Origin of the sequence: Micromonospora sp. WMMD1102, assembly GCF_029626265.1 — a bacterium.
Lineage (GTDB): Bacteria > Actinomycetota > Actinomycetes > Mycobacteriales > Micromonosporaceae > Plantactinospora.
Map to the genome: position 1 here is coordinate 1,567,432 of NZ_JARUBN010000001.1, position 18,268 is coordinate 1,585,699.

The window sequence follows — 18,268 nt, forward strand, 5'->3', positions numbered from 1 at the left end:
AAGCAGCAACATTGACGTCCATAGATTGAGATGATCGACCGGCGGTTCAGCTGTCCGAAAAGGACTCGGCCGGCCCGGCCCACCGGGACCGGCCAGGGCGGATCTACCGGTGCGCCCCCGGCGTGCCGGCCCGGACGCTCCGGGCGTGACCGGCGAGCTGCCGGACGACCCCGGCGTCCGCGCCGAGCACGGTGGCCAGGTCGTGCAGCTCGGCCTCGGTCGGCGGCCGCCGGGCGGCGAGGATCTCGGCCACCGTCGCCACCGAGAGCCCGGTCCGGACGGCCAGTTCGGTGACGGTGCAGCGACCGAGTTCGGCGTACGCGCAGAGGTACTGGGCCAGGGCGCGCAGCGGCAGTGGCGCGGCCGGGACGATGTGCCGGGAGAGCTGGCCGAGCGGGCCGCGCTGCCGTCCCTGGAGCGCGGCGAACAGCTCGGCGGTCCGGTGGTCCGGACGGCTGCCGTGTTCCCCGAGCAGCAGCACCTGCACCGTCAGCCGGGCACAGTCGGCCCGCAGGTCCGCGATGTCGACCGCGACGTCGCGGCCCGGCCCGCCCCGATCCGCTGCCGACCCGTACTGCCTCCGGGCCTGGTTGGCGTCCGGCCTGCCGTCGGCGCCCGGTGCGCTGTTCGGGGTACGTCCGGCCGGGGTCGCGGCGTGCCGGCCCGGCCCGGGGGCGTTCGGCCGGCGTACCCCCAGACCGGCCCGGTTCCGGACCGCAGAGCGGTCGACGGAGCCGCCGGAACCGGCCGGTTCCGGACCGGTGACGTCCGGGCGGGGCAAGTTGTCCGGGCGGGGCGGCCTGTCGGGACCGGTCGGGTTGTCGGGTCCGGGTCTGTCGGAACTGGTGTGCGCCGCCGTCCGAGCGGGATCGGGCGGGTTGTCGGAACCGGGCTTGTCGGAACCGGGCTTGTCGGAACTCGGCTTGTCGGAACTCGGGTGCGCCGTTTTCCGACGCCGGGCGGGCTGTCCGGCGGAAGGCCGGTGCTGTGCCGCGGCTGCCTCGGCCCGGCGGTGCAGGTCGGCGGCCTCGGCCCGGATGCGGTCCCGGGGTGCGTCCGCCGGCAGGCACTCGATGATCATCTCTGTGGTCTCCCACGGCGGCCCGTGCCGGTAGCGCCCGGAAAGGTGCTCGGAGAGGGTCTGCCTGCTGAAACGGGCCGGCAGTACGCCCCGGGCAGCCGCCCTGCGCAGCACCTCCGCCGGCCCGCCGGCCAGCTCCGGCCCGCCGGCCAGCCGCCGGACGTAGAGCGTGTACGCCGCCGCCTCGGTACTGGCGCAGCGGGCGCGGATCGTGTCGTCGTCGATGCCGGGAGGTCCGGAGGGCATGTCGGTCGTCCTTGCCGGGTGTGGGTGTTCCCGACATTCGGCGGGGCTGTCGGGAACGCGGGGGTAGGGCGCCGGTGCTCTTTTCCGACAGTCGACGGGCCGGCGAGAGTACCTGCGGTTCCTCGCCGGTCGGTCCGGCTGGCGGGCGTGCCGTGGTCCTGCCGCGCCGGCCGGTCGGCAAGCCCGCGCCGGTTGCGGCAGGACCACCACTGGGAAGATCACTGATCGTGGAAGGTCGATGACAGAATGCCTCATCGTGCCCGACTCTGGGGAACCGGGTTGCTGCTCCTCGGCACCGCCGTGGCGACCGCGACCGCTCGGGCCTGGCTGCGCCGGTGCGGTCCCCCGGCGCCCCGCCCGCCCCGCCCGGACGAACCGGCGCCGGACGGGCCGGACAGGTCGGCAGGGCTGCGCGGGCCGGGCGGGCCGGGCGGGCCGGGCGGGGTGATCGTGCCGGATCGGCCGCGGGACCGCCCACCCGCCGGGTATCGGCCACGGCACCGCCGCCGGCCTGCGCGCCCGCATCCCGGCCCCCGCCCGCATCCCGGCCCCCGCCCGCATCCCGGCCCCCGGCGGCCCGGCCAGCGTTGAGGCCCGATCCGGCATGCCCGGCCGCCGTCCCCGGCGACCGCTCCGCACGCGCCGGCCGACAGGTCGGCAGGGGGTCGTCCGGCCGGCGGCGGGGGCGGACTAGAGTCCGAGGAATGCCGGAGATGGTGGTCCCCCAGGTCAAGGTCATCGCGTGGACGCACTTCGAACCCCCGGAGGACGTCCCCTGGTCGACCGACGCGGACGGCGGCCAGGCGCTCGCCGAGTTCGCCGGCCGGGCCTGCTACCAGTCGTGGCGCAAGCCCAACCCGGCCACCGCGACAAACGCGGGCTATCTCACGCACATCCTGGAGAGCCAGCACCTCTCCGTGCTGGAGCACGGCAGCGTGACCTTCTACTTCACCGGCGTGTCCCGCTCGTTCACCCACGAACTCGTCCGGCACCGGCACTTCTCCTACTCCCAGCTCTCCCAGCGGTACGTGCCGGAGCGGGAGGCCGCGATGGTGGAGCCGGCGGTGATCGCCGACGACCCGGAGCTGCACAAGCGTTTCGTGGAGGCGGGTGTGGCGAGCCTGCGGGCGTACAACGACCTGCTGGAGGGGCTGGAGCGGCGGTTCGCCGACGTGCAGAACCCGACACTGCGCCGCAAGCAGGCCCGGCAGGCCGCCCGGGCGGTGCTGCCGAACGCCACCGAGACCCGGATCGTGGTCACCGGCAACTACCGCGCCTGGCGGCACTTCGTGGCGATGCGGGCCACCGAGGGCGCCGACGTCGAGATCCGCGAGCTGGCCGTCGAGTGCCTGCGGCAACTCCAGCGGGTCGCCCCGAACGTCTTCGGCGACTTCACCATCAAGGCGCTGCCGGACGGCACCGAGATCGCCACCAGCCCGTACGCCCAGTTGTCCTGAACCCTTCCCCGCCGGTCGGGCGGCGGCAGTCCGATAGGTTGTTCGCATGACCCACCACCCTGTCAACGCCGATCGGGCCGCACCCCGCCCGTTCGGCCGTCTGCTCACCGCGATGGTGACCCCGTTCACCACCGACGGCTCGCTGGATCTCGACGGTGCGGCCCGGCTTGCGGCCTACCTGGTGGACGAGCAGGGCAACGACGCGCTGGTCGTGAACGGCACCACCGGTGAGTCGCCGACCACCAGCGACGCGGAGAAGGAGCGGCTGGTCCGCACGGTGGTCGAGACGGTGGGCGACCGGGCCCGGGTGGTCGCCGGGGTCGGCACCAACGACACCCGGCACACCATCGAGCTGGCCGGTGCCGCCGAGAAGGCCGGGGCGCACGGGCTGCTGGTGGTCACGCCGTACTACAACAAGCCGCCGCAGGCCGGGCTGGTCCGGCACTTCACCGCGGTCGCCGACGCCACCGCGCTGCCGGTGATGCTCTACGACATCCCGCACCGCAGCGGGGTGGCGATCGCCACCGAGACCCTGTTGCGGCTCGCCGGGCACGAGCGGATCGTCGCGGTGAAGGACGCCAAGGGCGACCTGATCGCCAGCTCGGCGGTTACCGGCCGGACCGACCTGGCGTACTACTCCGGCGAGGACGCCCTGACGCTGCCCGCCCTGGCGATCGGCGGGGTCGGCCTGGTCGGCACCTCCACCCACCTGACCGGGGCACTCACCAAGCAGATGATCGAGGCGTACGACCGGGGCGCCACCGCCGAGGCGCTGGCCCTGCACCGACGGCTGCTGCCGCTGTTCACCGGCATCTTCCGCACCCAGGGCACCATCCTGGTCAAGGCGGCCCTGGCCGCCCGGGGGCTGCCCGCCGGGCCGGTACGCCCACCACTGGTGGAGGCCACCGCCGACGAGGTCGCCCAGTTGCGGGTCGACTGCGCCGACGCCGGGCTGGAGCTGCCGTGAGCACGCGCGGGAAGATCGGGGCACGGCTTCGCGCCGGGGCGCGGGGTGTTGCCGGGGCACGGCGTTGCGGAGTGACGGCATGAGCCAGCCGGGAATCGAGCTGGAGCCGCCGCCGCCGCTGCCCGAGGGCGGGCTGCGGATCATGCCACTGGGCGGGCTCGGCGCCATCGGGCGGAACATGACCGTCTTCGAGTACGACGGCAAGCTGCTGATCGTCGACTGCGGGGTGCTCTTCCCCGACGTCGAGCAGCCCGGGGTGGACCTGATCCTGCCGGACTTCGCCGCGATCCTGGACCGGCTCGGCGACGTGCAGGCGATCGTGTTGACCCACGGGCACGAGGACCACATCGGGGCGGTTCCATACCTACTCGCCCACAAACCGGACATCCCGCTGGTCGGTTCGCAGTTCACCCTCGCCCTGGTCGAGGCGAAGCTGGCCGAGCGGCGGATCGAGCCGTACACCCTGACGGTCCGGGAGGGCGGCCGGGAGCGGCTCGGCCCGTTCGAGTGTGAGTTCTTCGCGGTCAACCACTCGATCCCGGACGCCCTCGCGGTGGCGATCCGCACCCCGGCCGGGCTGGTGCTGCACACCGGCGACTTCAAGATGGACCAGCTCCCGCTGGACGGCCGGATCACCGACCTGGCCGGCTTCGCCCGGCTCGGCGGCGAGGGCGTCGACCTGCTCCTCTCCGACTCGACGAACGCCGAGATCCCCGGCTTCGTCACCCCGGAGCGGGAGATCGGCCCGGTACTCGACTCGATCTTCGCCAAGGCGCGCGGCCGGATCATCGTCGCCTCGTTCGCCTCGCACGTGCACCGGGTGCAGCAGGTACTGGACTCCGCCGCCGAGCACGGCCGCAAGGTCGCCTTCATCGGCCGGTCGATGGTGCGCAACATGGGCATCGCCCGCGACCTCGGGCTGCTCCGGATCGAGCCGGGCCTGGTCGTCGGGCTGGACGAGGCGACCGCGCTGCCGCCGGACCGGATCGTGCTGATGTCGACCGGTTCCCAGGGCGAGCCGATGAGCGCGCTGGGCCGGATGGCCACCGGCGACCACCGGCACATCACCGTCGCCCCCGGCGACACCGTCGTGCTGGCCAGCTCGCTGGTGCCGGGAAACGAGACCTCGGTCTACCGGGTGATCAACCAGCTCTCCCGGGCCGGCGCGACCGTGATCCACAAGGACGTGGCCAAGGTGCACGTCTCCGGGCACGCCCCCGCCGGTGAACTGCTCTACCTGCTCAACGTCGTCCGACCGAGCAACCTGATGCCGGTGCACGGCGAGTGGCGGCACCTGCGGGCGCACGCCCGGCTCGGCATCGAGTCCGGGGTCTCGCCGGACCGGGTGGTGCTCTGCGAGGACGGCGACGTCGTCGACCTCGTCGAGGGGCACGCCCGGGTGGTCGGCCACCTGAAGAGCCGGTACGTCTACGTCGACGGCCTCGCCGTCGGCGACGTCGGCGAGTCGCTCCTCACCGAGCGGCGGATCCTCGGCGACGGCGGCTTCATCTCGGCGACCGTGGTGGTCGACTCGGTCACCGGCAAGGTGGTCGGCGGCCCGGCCATCTCCGCCAAGGGCTTCTCCGACGACCCGGAGGCGTTCAACCCGGTGATCCCGCTGATCACCGAGGCGCTCGGCCGGGCGGCCACCGACGGGATCACCGACCCGCACCAGTTGCAGCAGATCGTCCGCCGGACCGTCGGCCGCTGGGTGAACGACGCGTACCGGCGCCGCCCGATGATCGTCCCGACCGTGGTCGAGGTCTGACCGCCCCGCCTCAGGTGTAAGGAAGGGCCCCCTCTACAACGCAAAGCGATAAGAGGGGGCCCTTCCTTCTACGTAGCCGTGGCGCTGACGGTTCAACCGATCGGCTGTGAGATTGCCCATCGCCGATCGTTCATCGCCGGCTGGCTGTCGGCCGTACCTTCCCGCGGGCTGCCCGAGGTGAAGGAGGCGATCGATGGATCGCGGACGCGCGACGCGGAGCCGGCGAGGCACGGTCAGTCGGCGGAGTACGGCACAGCGGCGGGGGATCGCGATCGGCGTGACGGTGGCGACCGTGGCCGGTCTGGCGGCGGTGACCTGGCCGGCGTTGGCTGGCGAGGATCCGCCGCGACCGGAACCGGCCAACCCGTCCCGCCAGCTCGTCGACGCGTTGCGCCGGGACCTGTCGCTGACCGAGGCGCAGGCGCGCACCCGCCTCGACCGTGAGCGGTGGGCCCGGACCACCACTCGTCAGCTGCGTGCCGAGCTGGGTGCCGGGTACGGCGGCGCCTGGTTCACCGCCGACGGCAACCGGCTGATGGTGGCGGTGACGGACCAGGGGACCGCGGCGCGGGTACGTGCCGCCGGGGCCGAGCCGAAGCTCGTCACCCGGAACGCCCGACAGCTCGACACGGTGAAGGCGAGCCTCGACCGGATCGCCGAGGAGGCGACCCCGGACGTCGCCGGCTGGTACGTCGACGTCTCCAACAACCGCGTCGTGGTACGCGCCCAGCCGGGAACCGAGGCCGACGTGCGGCGCTTCGTCCGGGCCAGTGGCGCCCCGGCGGACGCGGTCGAGGTGGTCGCCTCGGCGGAGGCGCCGGTGCCGCTGATCGACGTGCGGGGCGGTGACCCCTACCTGATCGACGGGCGGGCGCGTTGCTCGATCGGCTTCTCCGTCGTCGGCGGCTTCGTCACCGCCGGCCACTGTGGAGCGGAGGGTGCCACCACCAGCAGCCCGGACGGGGTCGCCCAGGGTGTCGTCTCGGCCTCCTCGTTCCCCGGTGACGACTGGGGCGTGGTGCAGACCAACGACGACTGGGTGCCGCAGCCGGTGGTGAACGACTTCGACGGCGGCACGATCGCCGTCGCCGGTGGCCAGGAGGCGCCGGTGGGCAGCTCGATCTGCCGCTTCGGCTCCACCACCGGGGCCCGCTGCGGTGTCGTGGAGGCGCTGAACGCCACCGTCGTCTACCCGGAGGGCACGGTCACCGGGCTGACCCGGACGGACGTCTGCGCCGAGCCGGGCGACTCCGGCGGTTCGTGGATGTCCGGGGACCAGGCCCAGGGGGTCACCTCCGGTGGCTCCGGCGACTGCACGGTGGGCGGCACCACGTTCTTCCAGCCGCTGACCGAGATCCTGGAGGTCAACCAGCTCACCCTGGTCACCACCGCCGACGGTGCGACGCCGCCTGCCGAGCCGCCGGCCGGCACCGAGCCGCCCGCCGCGACCGAACCGCCGGCCACCGAGCCGCCGGCCGGCGAGGACCCGCCAGCGGCCGAGGCGCCGCCGGGTTCGGAGTGTGTCGGGCACAGGGCGTTGAAGGCGGCCACCCTGGGCGCCGGGCGCCGCCAGGTGCAGCCCGCCGGCCGTTACTTCCGGGCCGGGCACGGCCGGCAGACCGGCTGCCTGGACGGGCCGGACGGGGCCAACTTCGACCTGGTACTCCAGAGGTGGAGCCGGGGTGGCTGGCGTACCGTGGCCGTCTCCGCCGGGCCGACCGCCGACGAGCGGATCTCCTTCACCGGCAGCGCCGGCTTCTACCGATACCGGGTCGAGGCCCGGCGCGGCTCCGGCGACTACACCCTGGGCTTCTCGGTTCGCTGAGGCTGCCCCCGACCCCGGCTCTGGCTTCGACCCCGGCTCCGATTCGAAGGGCGGGGCCGGGGCCCGAGTCGATACAGCGCCGGCCGGCGGGCTGAGTATCCGTACCCGGTCCGCCGGTCGCCCGACTGGGTAGCCTTTGCCCCGGGAGGCGGCAATGAGTTACCGGTTGTTGGTCACGCTGGCGTTGACGCTGCACTTCGGCTTCCTGGCCTACCTGGTGCTCGGCGGATTCATCGCCTGGCGCTGGCCGAGGACGATCTGGCCGCACCTGGCGACTGCCGGCTGGGCGGTGCTGGTGGTCGCCGCCCGCCTGGCCTGCCCGCTCACCCACCTCGAACACTGGGCACGGCGTCGGGCCGGCGAGTCCGGCGTCGGGCAGGGGTTCATCGACCGCTACATCGAGGGCGTGGTCTATCCCGAGCGGTACGCCGGGCTCGCCCAGACGCTCGTCGCGGTGCTGATCCTGGTCTCCTGGCTCGGCCTGGCCCACCGGCTCGGCCTGTTCCGGCGGCTGCGCCCGGCGCACCGGCTCGACCCGGCCCAGGACTCCGGGCCGGCGCCGCGGATCAGGGCAGCCCGTCACGCCACCGGTCCGCGATCGTGTCCGCCGGACCGCGAACGTGGCGCTCCGCCCGGTCCCTCGGCACGTCGGTGATCGTCTGGTCCCTCGGCACGCCGGGGATCGTCTGGTCTTCCGGCACGCCGGGGATCGCGCGACAGGGCAGCAGGTCGACGATCGCCTGATTCCTCGGCACGTCGCGGATCGCCCGGCATCGCAGCAGGTCGCCGATCGGCGCCGGTCGGCGCCGGTGGCAGCGGCACCGGGCCGGGCACCGGGCATTCGGCCAGCCAGCCGGCGATCCGGCCGGACTGGTGGCTCGTCCCGTTGCGGGCGTCGAACCGGCCGGCCAGATCCTCGGCGGTGACCGTGAGTTCGCCGCCGAGCGCGGCGACGGTCAGCTCGGCGGGGTGCCGTTGCGCGTGTCCGGCACGGTGCGGCCGGTGCCGGGCGAGACCGGCCGCGCCGGCCAGCCGGCAGAGCAGCGCACCGGCGGCGGCGAACTCCAGCGCGGACGCCTCGTCGTGCCGGCGGTCCAACTCGGGCAGGTGCCGGGCGAGGATCGTCAGCCCACGGTCGTGGTGCCCGGCGAGCGCACAGAACCGCAGGTGGTCGGCGAGGAACGCGAACCCGGCCCGTTCCCGCCGGTGCCGCCGGTGGGCGCGTACGTGCGCGTCGGCGGCCTCGGCGTACCGGCCCAGGCGCAGATATGCCAACTGGACGGTGCCGAGCGCCCGCTCCGGCTGGTCGGGGCAGTCCAGCCGGCCGGTGAGCACCGGCTCGACGGTCTGCACCGCCTCGGTCCACCGGCCCCAGCCGGTCAACAGCCTCGCCTGCTCGACCGCCTCGCAACCGGCGCAACCGCTCCAGCCGTCCCGGGGCGCCGCCCGCCACCGCGCCAACCACCGCCGGGCGGCCGGCTCGGCACCGACGTGGTCGGCGATCCGGCAACGCAGCGCGTACGCCGGACGTCGGCTCCGCCCGGCCGCCCCGAGTCGCCGCTCCAGGTCGTCGAGGGCGGCTTCGGCGCGGGCCAGTGCCAGCCGGGAGGTGGCGCAGAGGGCGGCCACCGCCGCCCGGTGGTAGTCGGGCAGCCGGTCGGCGTCGAACTGCTCGACCGTCCCCGGCACCCGGTCGACGAGGTCGAGACACCATCGCACCGGCGGGAGCAGCCGCCACGGCTCGATCTGCTGTCGCACCTCGACCAGGGCGAGCCGGGCCGTGAAGCCGAGCCGCAGGTCGCCGGCCGCGTCGGCGTACGCCACGATCCGGTCGAGTTCGGCGAGCTTGGCCGCGTCGTCCGGCCGGTCCCGGGCGTCCGCCAGTGCGGCGGCCAACTCGTCGGCGGTCACCCGACCGCTGCCCGGGGCTGGGTCATGGGAGTGCCTTTCTTCGGCGAGGTCCGACCGGCGGTGAGCTTACCCAGCGTGGCGGCCTCGCTACGTCAGCACTCGCTGCGTCGGCACTGCCCGCGTCGGCGCTCACTACGTCGGCACCTGTGATCTGCGAGGTAGCCGGGCCGACACGACCCGCAGAAGCGGGGAATCTCCTGCGCGCACCGCTAACGTGTGAACTTATGGCGGGCCGTGCCTCCTCTCAGGCGAACCGGCGCCGGAACGGGTCGACATCCCGCGCCGGCGGTACCCGGGCGGGCAACACCCGGGCACGTCAGCCGACCCGGGGCCGGGCCGCCGCCGCACGCCGGCCGACCCGGACCAGTCCGGCGGTCTACGTCGGCCGGGCGATCGGGGCGACCTGGATGGGGCTGGCGCACAGCGTCGGCTGGGCCATGCGGGCGGCCGGCCGGCAGGCGGCGACCGCCCGCGACCTCGACCCGGAGCACCGCCGGGACGGTGCCGGCCTGCTCCTGCTCGGCCTGGCGATTCTCAGTGCCGTGGCGGTCTGGTTCTCCTCGGCCGGGCCGCTGGGTGGCCAGCTCGCCGACACCATCCGGCTCTTCTTCGGCGCGATCTCCATCGTGCTGCCGGTCCTGCTGCTGATCGGCTCGGTCAGGCTGATGCGGGCACCCACCGAGCCGGAGCACCGGGGGCGGGGCCTGGTCGGCTGGACCGCGCTGATCGTCGGTACGGCAGCCCTGCTGCACATCGGAACCCGTCCGGTGAACAACGCCGAGCGGGACTACGCCGGTGGCCTGATCGGGGCCGGGGTCGGCGGCCCGCTGGAGAGCGCGGTAAGCGCCTGGGTCGCCGTACCGCTGCTGGTGTTGCTGTTGCTCTTCGGTCTGCTGGTGGTGACCGCGACCCCGATCAACAAGGTGCCGGAGCGACTCGGGCTGCTGGCCGGCGCGGTGCTCGGCCGGCCGGAGTCCGACGAGGACGCCGAAGCCGGATCGGCGCGTGGCGCGGAGGGACGCCGGCCGGCCCGCCGCCGCCCGTCGCCGCTGCCCGGCCCGGCCGACGAGGAGGAGGAGCCCGGCTACGAGGTCGACACTCCGGAGCCCGAGGCGGTGCCGCCGTCGCGCCGGTCGAAGGGGAAGGTACCGGCGGCCCGGAAGCCGCCGGAACCGCCGGAGCACTCGCCGGCACCGACCCGGGCCGAGCAGTTGGCGATCACCGGGCTGGCCGGCGACTACACGCTGCCACCGGCCAACCTGCTGCGTCCCGGCGGTGCGCCGAAGACCCGCAGCCGGGCCAACGACGAGGTGATCGCTGCGCTGACCGGGGTCTTCGAGCAGTTCGACGTGGACGCGGCGGTGACCGGTTTCACCCGGGGCCCGACCGTCACCCGGTACGAGGTCGAACTCGGGCACGGCGTGAAGGTCGAGCGGATCACCCAGCTCTCCCGCAACATCGCGTACGCGGTCAAGTCGCCGGACGTCCGGATCCTCAGCCCGATCCCGGGCAAGAGCGCGGTCGGTGTCGAGATCCCGAACAGCGACCGGGAGGACGTGGCGCTCGGCGACGTGCTCCGGTCCCGGGCGGCGGCGAGTGACCACCACCCGATGCTGGTGGCGCTCGGCAAGGACATCGAGGGCGGCTTCGTGGTGGCCAACCTGGCCAAGATGCCGCACATCCTCATCGCCGGGGCGACGGGTGCGGGCAAGAGCTCATGTCTGAACAGTCTGCTTGTGTCAATTCTGACCCGGGCCACTCCGGACGAGGTGCGGCTGCTGCTGATCGACCCGAAGCGGGTCGAGATGACGAACTACGAGGGGATTCCGCACCTGGTCACCCCGATCGTGACCAACCCGAAGAAGGCGGCCGACTCGCTGGACTGGGTGGTCCGCGAGATGGACATGCGCTACGACGACCTGGCCGCCGCCGGGGTGCGCCACATCGACGACTACAACCGCAAGGTCCGGGCCGGGCAGATCAAGCCGCCGCCGGGCAGTGAGCGGGAGATCCGGCCGTACCCGTACCTGCTGGTGATCGTGGACGAGCTGGCCGACCTGATGATGGTGGCGCCGCGCGACGTGGAGGACTCGGTCGTCCGGATCACCCAGCTCGCCCGGGCCGCCGGTATCCACCTGGTGCTGGCCACCCAGCGCCCCTCGGTCGACGTGGTGACCGGTCTGATCAAGGCGAACGTGCCGTCCCGGCTCGCCTTCGCGACCTCCTCGCTTGCCGACTCCCGGGTCATCCTCGACCAGCCCGGCGCGGAGAAGCTGATCGGCCGGGGCGACGGGCTGTTCCTGCCGATGGGCGCCTCCAAGCCGGTACGCATCCAGGGCGCCTGGGTGACCGAAAACGAGATCAACGACATCGTCAAGTTCTGCAAGGACCAGCGGGAGCCGGAGTTCCGGCCCGACGTGCTGACCCCGGCGCAGGACACCAAGAAAAAGGTCGACGAGGAGATCGGCGACGACGTCGACCTGCTGGTGCAGGCGATCGAGCTGGTGGTGACATCGCAGTTCGGCTCGACCTCGATGCTGCAACGCAAGCTGCGGGTCGGCTTCGCCAAGGCGGGCCGGCTGATGGACCTGATGGAGACCCGGGGGATCGTCGGGCCGTCCGAGGGCTCGAAGGCCCGGGACGTGCTGGTCAAGCCAGACGAGCTGGAGGAGGCACTGGCGGCGCTCCGGCCGGAGGACTGAGCCGGCCGGAGGAGTGGACAGGTCGGAGAGATCCCGGAATGGCTCCGCACCCGCAGCGGCGTTCACCCTCCGGGACACCTCACCCGGACACCACGGTTGACCTCAATCGTGGTTCACGTACCAGAATCGGATGATGACCCAGTTCATCACCGACGCCGAGGTTTCGGCCCGGCTGGACGCGGCGACCGCGGTGGAGGCGATCCGGGACGCCCTGCTGGCGGCGTACCGGGGCCGGTTCGTCACCCCGCCCAGGGCGGCCGTGCCGCTGGCGGGTGGCCGGCTGGTGCTCGCCGCCGGCCAGCTCACCGGCGAGTGGTACGGCTACGGCTCGTACGACACCTTCGGGCATGGCGAGAGCGAGCAGGTGGTGGCCCTGCACGAGGCCGGTACCGGACGGGTCCGGGCGATCGCGGTCGGCGCGGAGATCGGGTCCCGGCGTACCGGGGCGTTCGGCGGGGTGGCGGTGCGGGCACTCGCCCGGCCGGACGCGGCCACCCTGGGTGTGATCGGGGCCGGTGGCCAGGCGTGGGCGCAGGTCTGGGCCGTCGCGGCGGTGCGCCGGCTGCGCGAGGTGACGGTCTTCTGCCGTAGCCCCGCCGGGCGGGAGAAGTTCGCCGCCCGGGTCCGCTCCGAACTGGGCATCCCGGCCCGGCCGGTGTCCACCGGCCCCGAGGCGGTACGCGACCGCGACATCGTGGTACTCGCCACCAGCAGCCCTACACCGGTGATCTCGGCCGCCGACCTGAGCCCCGGCTGCCACCTCAACACCGTCGGCCCCAAGCAGGTGGGTCGGGCGGAGTTCGGTCCCGACCTGCTGGACCGGGCGGATCTGCTGGTCACCGAGTCACTAGAGCAGGCCGGGGCGTACGACCCGCCGATGCTCGGCACCGTCGGGGCGTACGCCGGGCGGTTGCGGGCGCTGGGCGGGGTGCTGCCCGGCCGGACCACGGCGGACCAGGTGACCGTCTTCTGCTCGGTGGGCCTGGCCGGCGCCGAGGCGTTCCTGCTCGACCGGCTGACCAGGCCGAAGCGGGAGCCGACCAGTGCCGCCTCGGTCGGGTCGACGGATGCGGTCCCGGCCGGGTCGACGGGTGCGGCTCCGGGCGAGGCGGCCGGTGTGGCGGCGCCGGGACGGAACGCCGGCTGCGGGTGACCCGGGCCGCCGGGCGGGGTGACCGAGCCGCCGGGCGGGGTGACCCGAGCGCTCCGGGCGGGCGCCGTGCCGGGGCCCGCCCGCCCTCCCGGTAGGCTCGGATGGTGTCTGCCGATTCCTCCTCCCGGCGCCGGGTCGCGCTGCTCACTCTCGGCTGTGCCCGTAACGAGGTCGACTCGGAGGAGCTGGCCGCCCGGCTGGACGCCGACGGCTGGCAGGTGACCACCGACGGCGAGGGCGCCGACGTGGTGCTGGTCAACACCTGTGGCTTCGTGGAGAAGGCCAAGCAGGACTCGATCCAGACCCTGCTGGCCGCCGCCGACACCGGAGCCAAGGTCGTGGCGGCCGGCTGCATGGCCGAGCGGTACGGCCGGGAGCTGGCCGACGGCATGCCCGAGGCCGGCGCCGTGCTCAGCTTCGACGACTATCCCGACATCTCCGCCCGGCTGGACGACGTGCTGGCCGGCAAGCAGCTCCCCGCGCACACCCCCCGGGACCGGCGCGAGCTGCTGCCGTTGACTCCGGTGGCCCGGCACGGCGGCTCCGTGGTGGTGCCCGGGCACGGCGACGCGGCCGGCCGTCCGGCCGGCGACGCGGCGGTGCCGGGGCCGGCAGGCGGGCCGGTGTCGGGCGGCGCCGCGAGCCGTCCGGCCGGCGGTGCGCTGGTGGCCGACGAGCACACCCCGGCGCACCTGCGCCCGGTACTCCGGCACCGGCTCGACTCCGGCCCGGTCGCCTCGTTGAAGCTGGCAAGTGGCTGCGACCGGCGCTGCGCGTTCTGCGCGATCCCGGCGTTCCGTGGCGCCTTCGTCTCGCGTACCCCGGACGAGCTGCTCGCCGAGGCGGAGTGGCTGGCCCGCTCCGGCGTACGGGAGCTGGTGCTGGTCAGCGAGAACTCCACCTCGTACGGCAAGGATCTCGGCGACCCCCGGCTGCTGGAGAAACTGCTCCCGCAGCTGGCCGCGGTCGACGGCATCGTCCGGGTCCGGGCCAGCTACCTCCAGCCGGCGGAGACCCGTCCGGGGCTGGTCGAGGCGATCGCCAGCACACCCGGGGTGGCGCCCTACTTCGACCTCTCGTTCCAGCACTCCAGCGAGGCGGTACTCCGCCGGATGCGCCGATTCGGCTCGACCGACCGGTTCCTCGACCTGCTCGCCTCGGTCCGGCGGCTCGCGCCCGACGCCGGAGCCCGGAGCAACGTGATCGTCGGCTTCCCCGGCGAGACCCGGGCGGACGTGGCGGAGCTGGAGCGCTTCCTCACCGCCGCCCGGCTGGACGCGATCGGGGTCTTCGACTACAGCGACGAGGACGGCACCGAGGCCGCCACCCTGTCGGGCAAGGTGTCGCCGGCCACGGTCAAGCGGCGCTACGACCGGCTCTCCGCGCTCGCCGACGAGCTCTGCTCGCAACGTGCCGAGGAGCGGCTCGGCTCCAGCGTCGAGGTGCTCGTCGACTCGGTGGACGACGGCGTCGTGGAGGGCCGGGCGGCCCACCAGGCGCCGGAGGTGGACGGCTCGACCACCCTGGTCGCGCCGACCGGCGGCGGGGTCGACCTGGCCGCGCTCTGCCCGGGCGACCTGGTCCGGGCCAGGGTCACCGGCACCGAGGGCGTGGACCTGGTGGCCGTGCCGGAGGAGATGATCTCGGCGGCGCCGCGTGGGGCGGGGTGACCCCGGTGGCAGCGACGGTCCCGCCGGGGATGACCCGCCGGGGCGCCGCCGGCGGCGGGAAGCCGTCGTGACCGGGGCGGCGGATCCGGTACCCGGCGCGGCGGCCTCGGCGGTGCCGGGCGCGGCGGTACCCGGCGTGGCGGTACCAGGCGTGGCGGCGTCGGCGGTACCGGCTGGCCGGGCTGCCGCGGACGTCGATCCGGCGACCGGCGATCCGATGGCGCTCCATCCGGTGCGGACCGACCCGATGGCCGATCCGGTGACCGATCCGGTGGCGACCGGGCGGGTGGGTCCGGTTCCGCTGGTCAACGCGGCCAACGGGCTCACCGCGCTCCGACTGGCGTTGGTGCCCGTCTTCGTCGGTCTGGTGGTCGCCTCCGGGATGGTGCACCCCGGCTGGCGGGTGGCCGCCTGTCTGACCTTCGTCGTCGCCTCGGTGACGGATCTGGTGGACGGGTGGATCGCCCGGCGCTGGGCGCTGGTCACCTCGTTCGGAAAAGTGGCCGACCCGATCGCCGACAAGGCCCTGACCGGCACCGCTCTGGTTCTATTGTCCTGGTATGACCGGATCCCCTGGTGGATCACCGTGCTCATCCTGGTACGCGAGTTCGGCATCACGCTGATGCGCTTCTGGGTGATCCGGTACGGCGTCATCGCGGCCAGCCGGGGCGGCAAGGCCAAGACCGCCGTCCAGATCCTGGCCATCGTCTGGTACCTCTGGCCGGTTCCGGAGAGCGTCGCCTGGGTAGGACCGTGGATCCTCGGCGTCGCCGTGGTGGTGACCGTGGTGACCGGGCTCGACTACGTGGTCCGGGCGCTGCGGCTGCGTCGCCCGGCCCGCTGACCGGCCGCCGCAGGACGGGGCACGCACAGCAGTACCGGCCGCACGGCCCGGCCGAGAACCGACAGGAGGACCGGATGGCGGAGGATCCCGCACGGGCAGCCGACAACGCGGCGGCGGCGGTGGTGCACGCGCTCGCCGACCGGGGTGCCACGCTCGCGGTGGTGGAGTCGCTCACCGGCGGCCTGCTCTCCGCCACCATCGTCGACATCGCCGGGGTCAGCAGCGTGTTCCGGGGCGGCCTGGTGGCGTACGCGACCGAGTTGAAGTCGTCGCTGGTGGGCGTACCGGCCGAGCTGCTCGACCAGCGCGGCGCGGTCGACCCGGACGTGGCGGTGGCGCTGGCCGAGGGCGGCCGGCAGCGCTGTGCCGCGGACTGGTGCCTCGCCACCACCGGCGTCGCCGGTCCCGAACCACAGGACGGCAAACCGGTCGGGCTCGTCTTCGTGGCGGCGGCCGGACCCACCGGCACCGAGGTACGCCGGCTCGACATCAGCGGCAACCGGCTGCGGATCCGGATCGAGGCGGTGAGTGGTGCCCTGCACCTGCTCAGCGAGCGGCTGCACGCCGGGGTCGACGGGAGCCCGGTCGGCGGCGCCCGCTGACCAACTGGCGGGGCGGGATGTCGTCGGCGGCCGTAGCGGGTACGGTTGCGGGAAGGCTCGGGCAGTCGACGTCGCGGTACCCCCCGCATCGCGGCCGGATCGACGCGCCGCACCCGCGGCGAGGTCGGTGTCGCCGCAGCACGGCGGGGTCGGCGTGACGACGCCGGTCCGACGTCCGGGAGAGTCTGAGCCCGCGACACGGGAGGTGCGATGGTCCTGCTACGCCGGGTGATCGGTGACGCGTTACGGGCGCGTCGGCAGGGGCAGCACCGGACCCTGCGCGAGGTCTCCTCCGCCGCGAACGTCAGCCTGGGCTACCTCTCCGAGATCGAGCGCGGTCAGAAGGAGGCATCGAGCGAGCTGCTCGCCGCCATCTGCGACGCGCTGGGAGCCCGGCTCTCCGAGCTGCTCCGGGACGTCAGCGACACGGTCGAAGTGGCCGAAGGGGTGCCCGGAGTGCTGATACCGGTCCAGGAGAGCCCGGCCCCGGGGCGGGCCGGAGCGAAGCGTCCGGAGTCGGGTGGACCGGCCGAGGAGGCCGGGCGGGCCGCTCCGACCTACCCGGCACCGGCCCGGCAGTCCGGTGCGGCCGAGCCGACCCGCGAGACGGCGGCCGAGCCGGTACGCCAGTCCGGGACCGCCGAGCCGGCCCGGCAGGCCGCAGCGGCCGAGCCGGCGCGTACCGAGCCCGCCGCCCAGTCGGCGCTGGTCGAGGCGTCCCTGGTCGGGCCGGCGCTGGCCGACCGGACCGTGCGTACGCTCGCCGACGGCGGCGTGCACCCGCTGGCCGCCGAGCCGGTACGGCAGATCGCGACCGACGGCACCGTTTCGGTGACGGTACGGCAGGAATCGCCGCTCAAGACGACCCTGCGGACCACCCGGCGGATCCGCCCCACCGCCAGTCCCGAGCGCGACGTCGTCTGCGTCGGCTGACCGGCCGCGATGCCGGCTGATCCGTCCGTCAGGGGCCCGGCGGCGGTGAAGTGTGGCTCGCCGAGGGCCTACCGCGTTACGGTGGGCCCCAGCGGCATATCCGGTGGATATCCCCCTGAGGTCGTAGGCCGGGGTGGCGCGATCCTGGGACGATGGAGATCCTGTCGTGCGGGCGCTTTCCGCCGCCGGCCGACATGGCCACCGGACTGATGACACTGAGGGGATACCGGGAGATGGCGAACCCGTTCGTCAAGGGCTGGCGCTACATGATGGCGCTGTTCGGCGCCAAGATCGACGAATACGCCGATCCCAAGGTGCAGATCCAGCAGGCTGTCGAGGAGGCGCAGCGCCAGCACCAGGCGCTCGTCCAGCAGGCTGCGGCGGTCATCGGCAACCAGCGTCAGCTCGAGATGCGGCTGTCCCGCCAGATGTCCGAGGTCGAGCGGCTACAGGGCATGGCCCGGCAGGCCCTGGTGCTCGCCGACCGGGCCCGGGCCGCCGGTGACGAGACCGAGGCCACCAAGTACGAGCAGAGTGCGCAGACCGTCGCCACCCAGCTCGTCGCCGCCGAGCAGTCGACCGAGGATCTCAAGACCCTGCACGACCAGGCGATCGGTGCCGCCGCACAGGCTCGCCGGGCGGTCGAGAACAACTCGATGATCCTCCAGCAGAAGCTGGCCGAGCGGGCGAAGCTGCTCAGCCAGCTCGAACAGGCCAAGATGCAGGAGAGTGTGGCCAAGTCGCTGGAGTCGATGTCCGCGCTGGCCGCACCCGGCAACACCCCGTCGCTCGACGAGGTGCGGGACCGGATCGAGCAGCGCTACGCCAACGCGATGGGCCGGGCCGAGCTGGCCGGCAACTCGGTCGAGGGGCGGATGCTGGAGATCCAGAAGTCCACCCTCGACCTGGCCGGCGCGTCCCGGCTGGAGCAGATCCGCTCCAGCATGGCCGGCGAGAAGCTTGCCGGCGGGACCGCCAACCCGGCGGTCGAGCCGGCACCGGCGGCGGATCCGGCCGGGGTTGCCCGGCTGGACGAGATCCGGGCCAGCCTGGGCCGGGACAAGCAGACCGGCGGCGGCAGCAGCAGCGCCGCAGGCTGACCGGCAGGA

General features: G+C 73.9%; 12 protein-coding genes and 2 pseudogenes. 12 read left to right on the forward strand and 2 right to left on the reverse strand.

The genetic code is table 11. The features are described from left to right. Positions 1-103: 103 nt before the first annotated feature. Entirely contained in the window at positions 104-1,327 is a 1,224-nt protein-coding gene (locus O7626_RS07190) for a helix-turn-helix domain-containing protein (RefSeq protein WP_278060375.1), read from the reverse strand. A gap of 713 nt (positions 1,328-2,040) precedes the next feature. On the opposite strand from O7626_RS07190, the gene thyX reads away from it, so the two are divergent. The 5 genes from thyX to O7626_RS07215 all read left to right on the forward strand — a co-directional run bounded on the left by thyX (position 2,041) and on the right by O7626_RS07215 (position 7,999). Continuing rightward, positions 2,041-2,784, forward strand: a complete 744-nt coding sequence (gene thyX / locus O7626_RS07195; protein WP_278066084.1) for an FAD-dependent thymidylate synthase — start codon at positions 2,041-2,043, stop codon at positions 2,782-2,784. A gap of 46 nt (positions 2,785-2,830) precedes the next feature. Next, entirely contained in the window at positions 2,831-3,751 is a 921-nt protein-coding gene (dapA, locus tag O7626_RS07200; RefSeq protein ID WP_278060376.1) for a 4-hydroxy-tetrahydrodipicolinate synthase, read from the forward strand. Between the two features lie 79 nt (positions 3,752-3,830). Next, positions 3,831-5,519 (forward strand): ribonuclease J, encoded by a 1,689-nt coding sequence (locus O7626_RS07205; protein ID WP_278060377.1) that lies wholly within the window; start codon positions 3,831-3,833, stop codon positions 5,517-5,519. A 193-nt stretch (positions 5,520-5,712) separates the two neighbouring features. Further along, on the forward strand, positions 5,713-7,344 hold the full coding sequence (locus O7626_RS07210) for an alpha-lytic protease prodomain-containing protein (protein WP_278060378.1): 1,632 nt from the start codon (positions 5,713-5,715) through the stop codon (positions 7,342-7,344). 154 nt (positions 7,345-7,498) lie between these two features. Continuing rightward, a complete protein-coding gene (locus tag O7626_RS07215) occupies positions 7,499-7,999 on the forward strand; it encodes a DUF2784 domain-containing protein (RefSeq protein WP_278060379.1) in 501 nt (166 codons plus the stop codon). On the opposite strand, the gene O7626_RS07220 is transcribed toward O7626_RS07215, so the two are convergent. Continuing rightward, positions 7,924-9,255: a YbjN domain-containing protein gene (locus tag O7626_RS07220; RefSeq protein ID WP_278060380.1), complete on the reverse strand. Its 1,332-nt coding sequence runs from the start codon at positions 9,253-9,255 to the stop codon at positions 7,924-7,926. The genes O7626_RS07215 and O7626_RS07220 overlap by 76 nt on opposite strands. A gap of 224 nt (positions 9,256-9,479) precedes the next feature. On the opposite strand from O7626_RS07220, the gene O7626_RS07225 reads away from it, so the two are divergent. The 7 genes and pseudogenes from O7626_RS07225 (at position 9,480) to O7626_RS07255 (ending at position 18,259) form a co-directional block, all read left to right on the forward strand. Beyond that, positions 9,480-11,957: a DNA translocase FtsK gene (locus O7626_RS07225; RefSeq protein WP_278060381.1), complete on the forward strand. Its 2,478-nt coding sequence runs from the start codon at positions 9,480-9,482 to the stop codon at positions 11,955-11,957. Between the two features lie 133 nt (positions 11,958-12,090). Further along, a pseudogene (locus O7626_RS07230) lies at positions 12,091-12,981 on the forward strand (ornithine cyclodeaminase family protein); the annotation flags it as partial. Between the two features lie 230 nt (positions 12,982-13,211). Beyond that, positions 13,212-14,780, forward strand: a complete 1,569-nt coding sequence (gene rimO / locus O7626_RS07235) for a 30S ribosomal protein S12 methylthiotransferase RimO (protein WP_278060382.1) — start codon at positions 13,212-13,214, stop codon at positions 14,778-14,780. A gap of 247 nt (positions 14,781-15,027) precedes the next feature. Then, a complete protein-coding gene (gene pgsA / locus O7626_RS07240; RefSeq protein WP_278066086.1) occupies positions 15,028-15,624 on the forward strand; it encodes a CDP-diacylglycerol--glycerol-3-phosphate 3-phosphatidyltransferase in 597 nt (198 codons plus the stop codon). 74 nt (positions 15,625-15,698) lie between these two features. Further along, positions 15,699-16,226, forward strand: a complete 528-nt coding sequence (locus O7626_RS07245; protein WP_278060383.1) for a CinA family protein — start codon at positions 15,699-15,701, stop codon at positions 16,224-16,226. 210 nt (positions 16,227-16,436) lie between these two features. Beyond that, a pseudogene (locus O7626_RS07250) lies at positions 16,437-16,703 on the forward strand (helix-turn-helix transcriptional regulator); the annotation flags it as partial. Between the two features lie 689 nt (positions 16,704-17,392). Then, the gene (locus O7626_RS07255) at positions 17,393-18,259 is read left to right on the forward strand and encodes a PspA/IM30 family protein (protein WP_278066087.1); all 867 of its coding nucleotides are present in this window, start codon (positions 17,393-17,395) and stop codon (positions 18,257-18,259) included. Positions 18,260-18,268 lie beyond the last annotated feature (9 nt).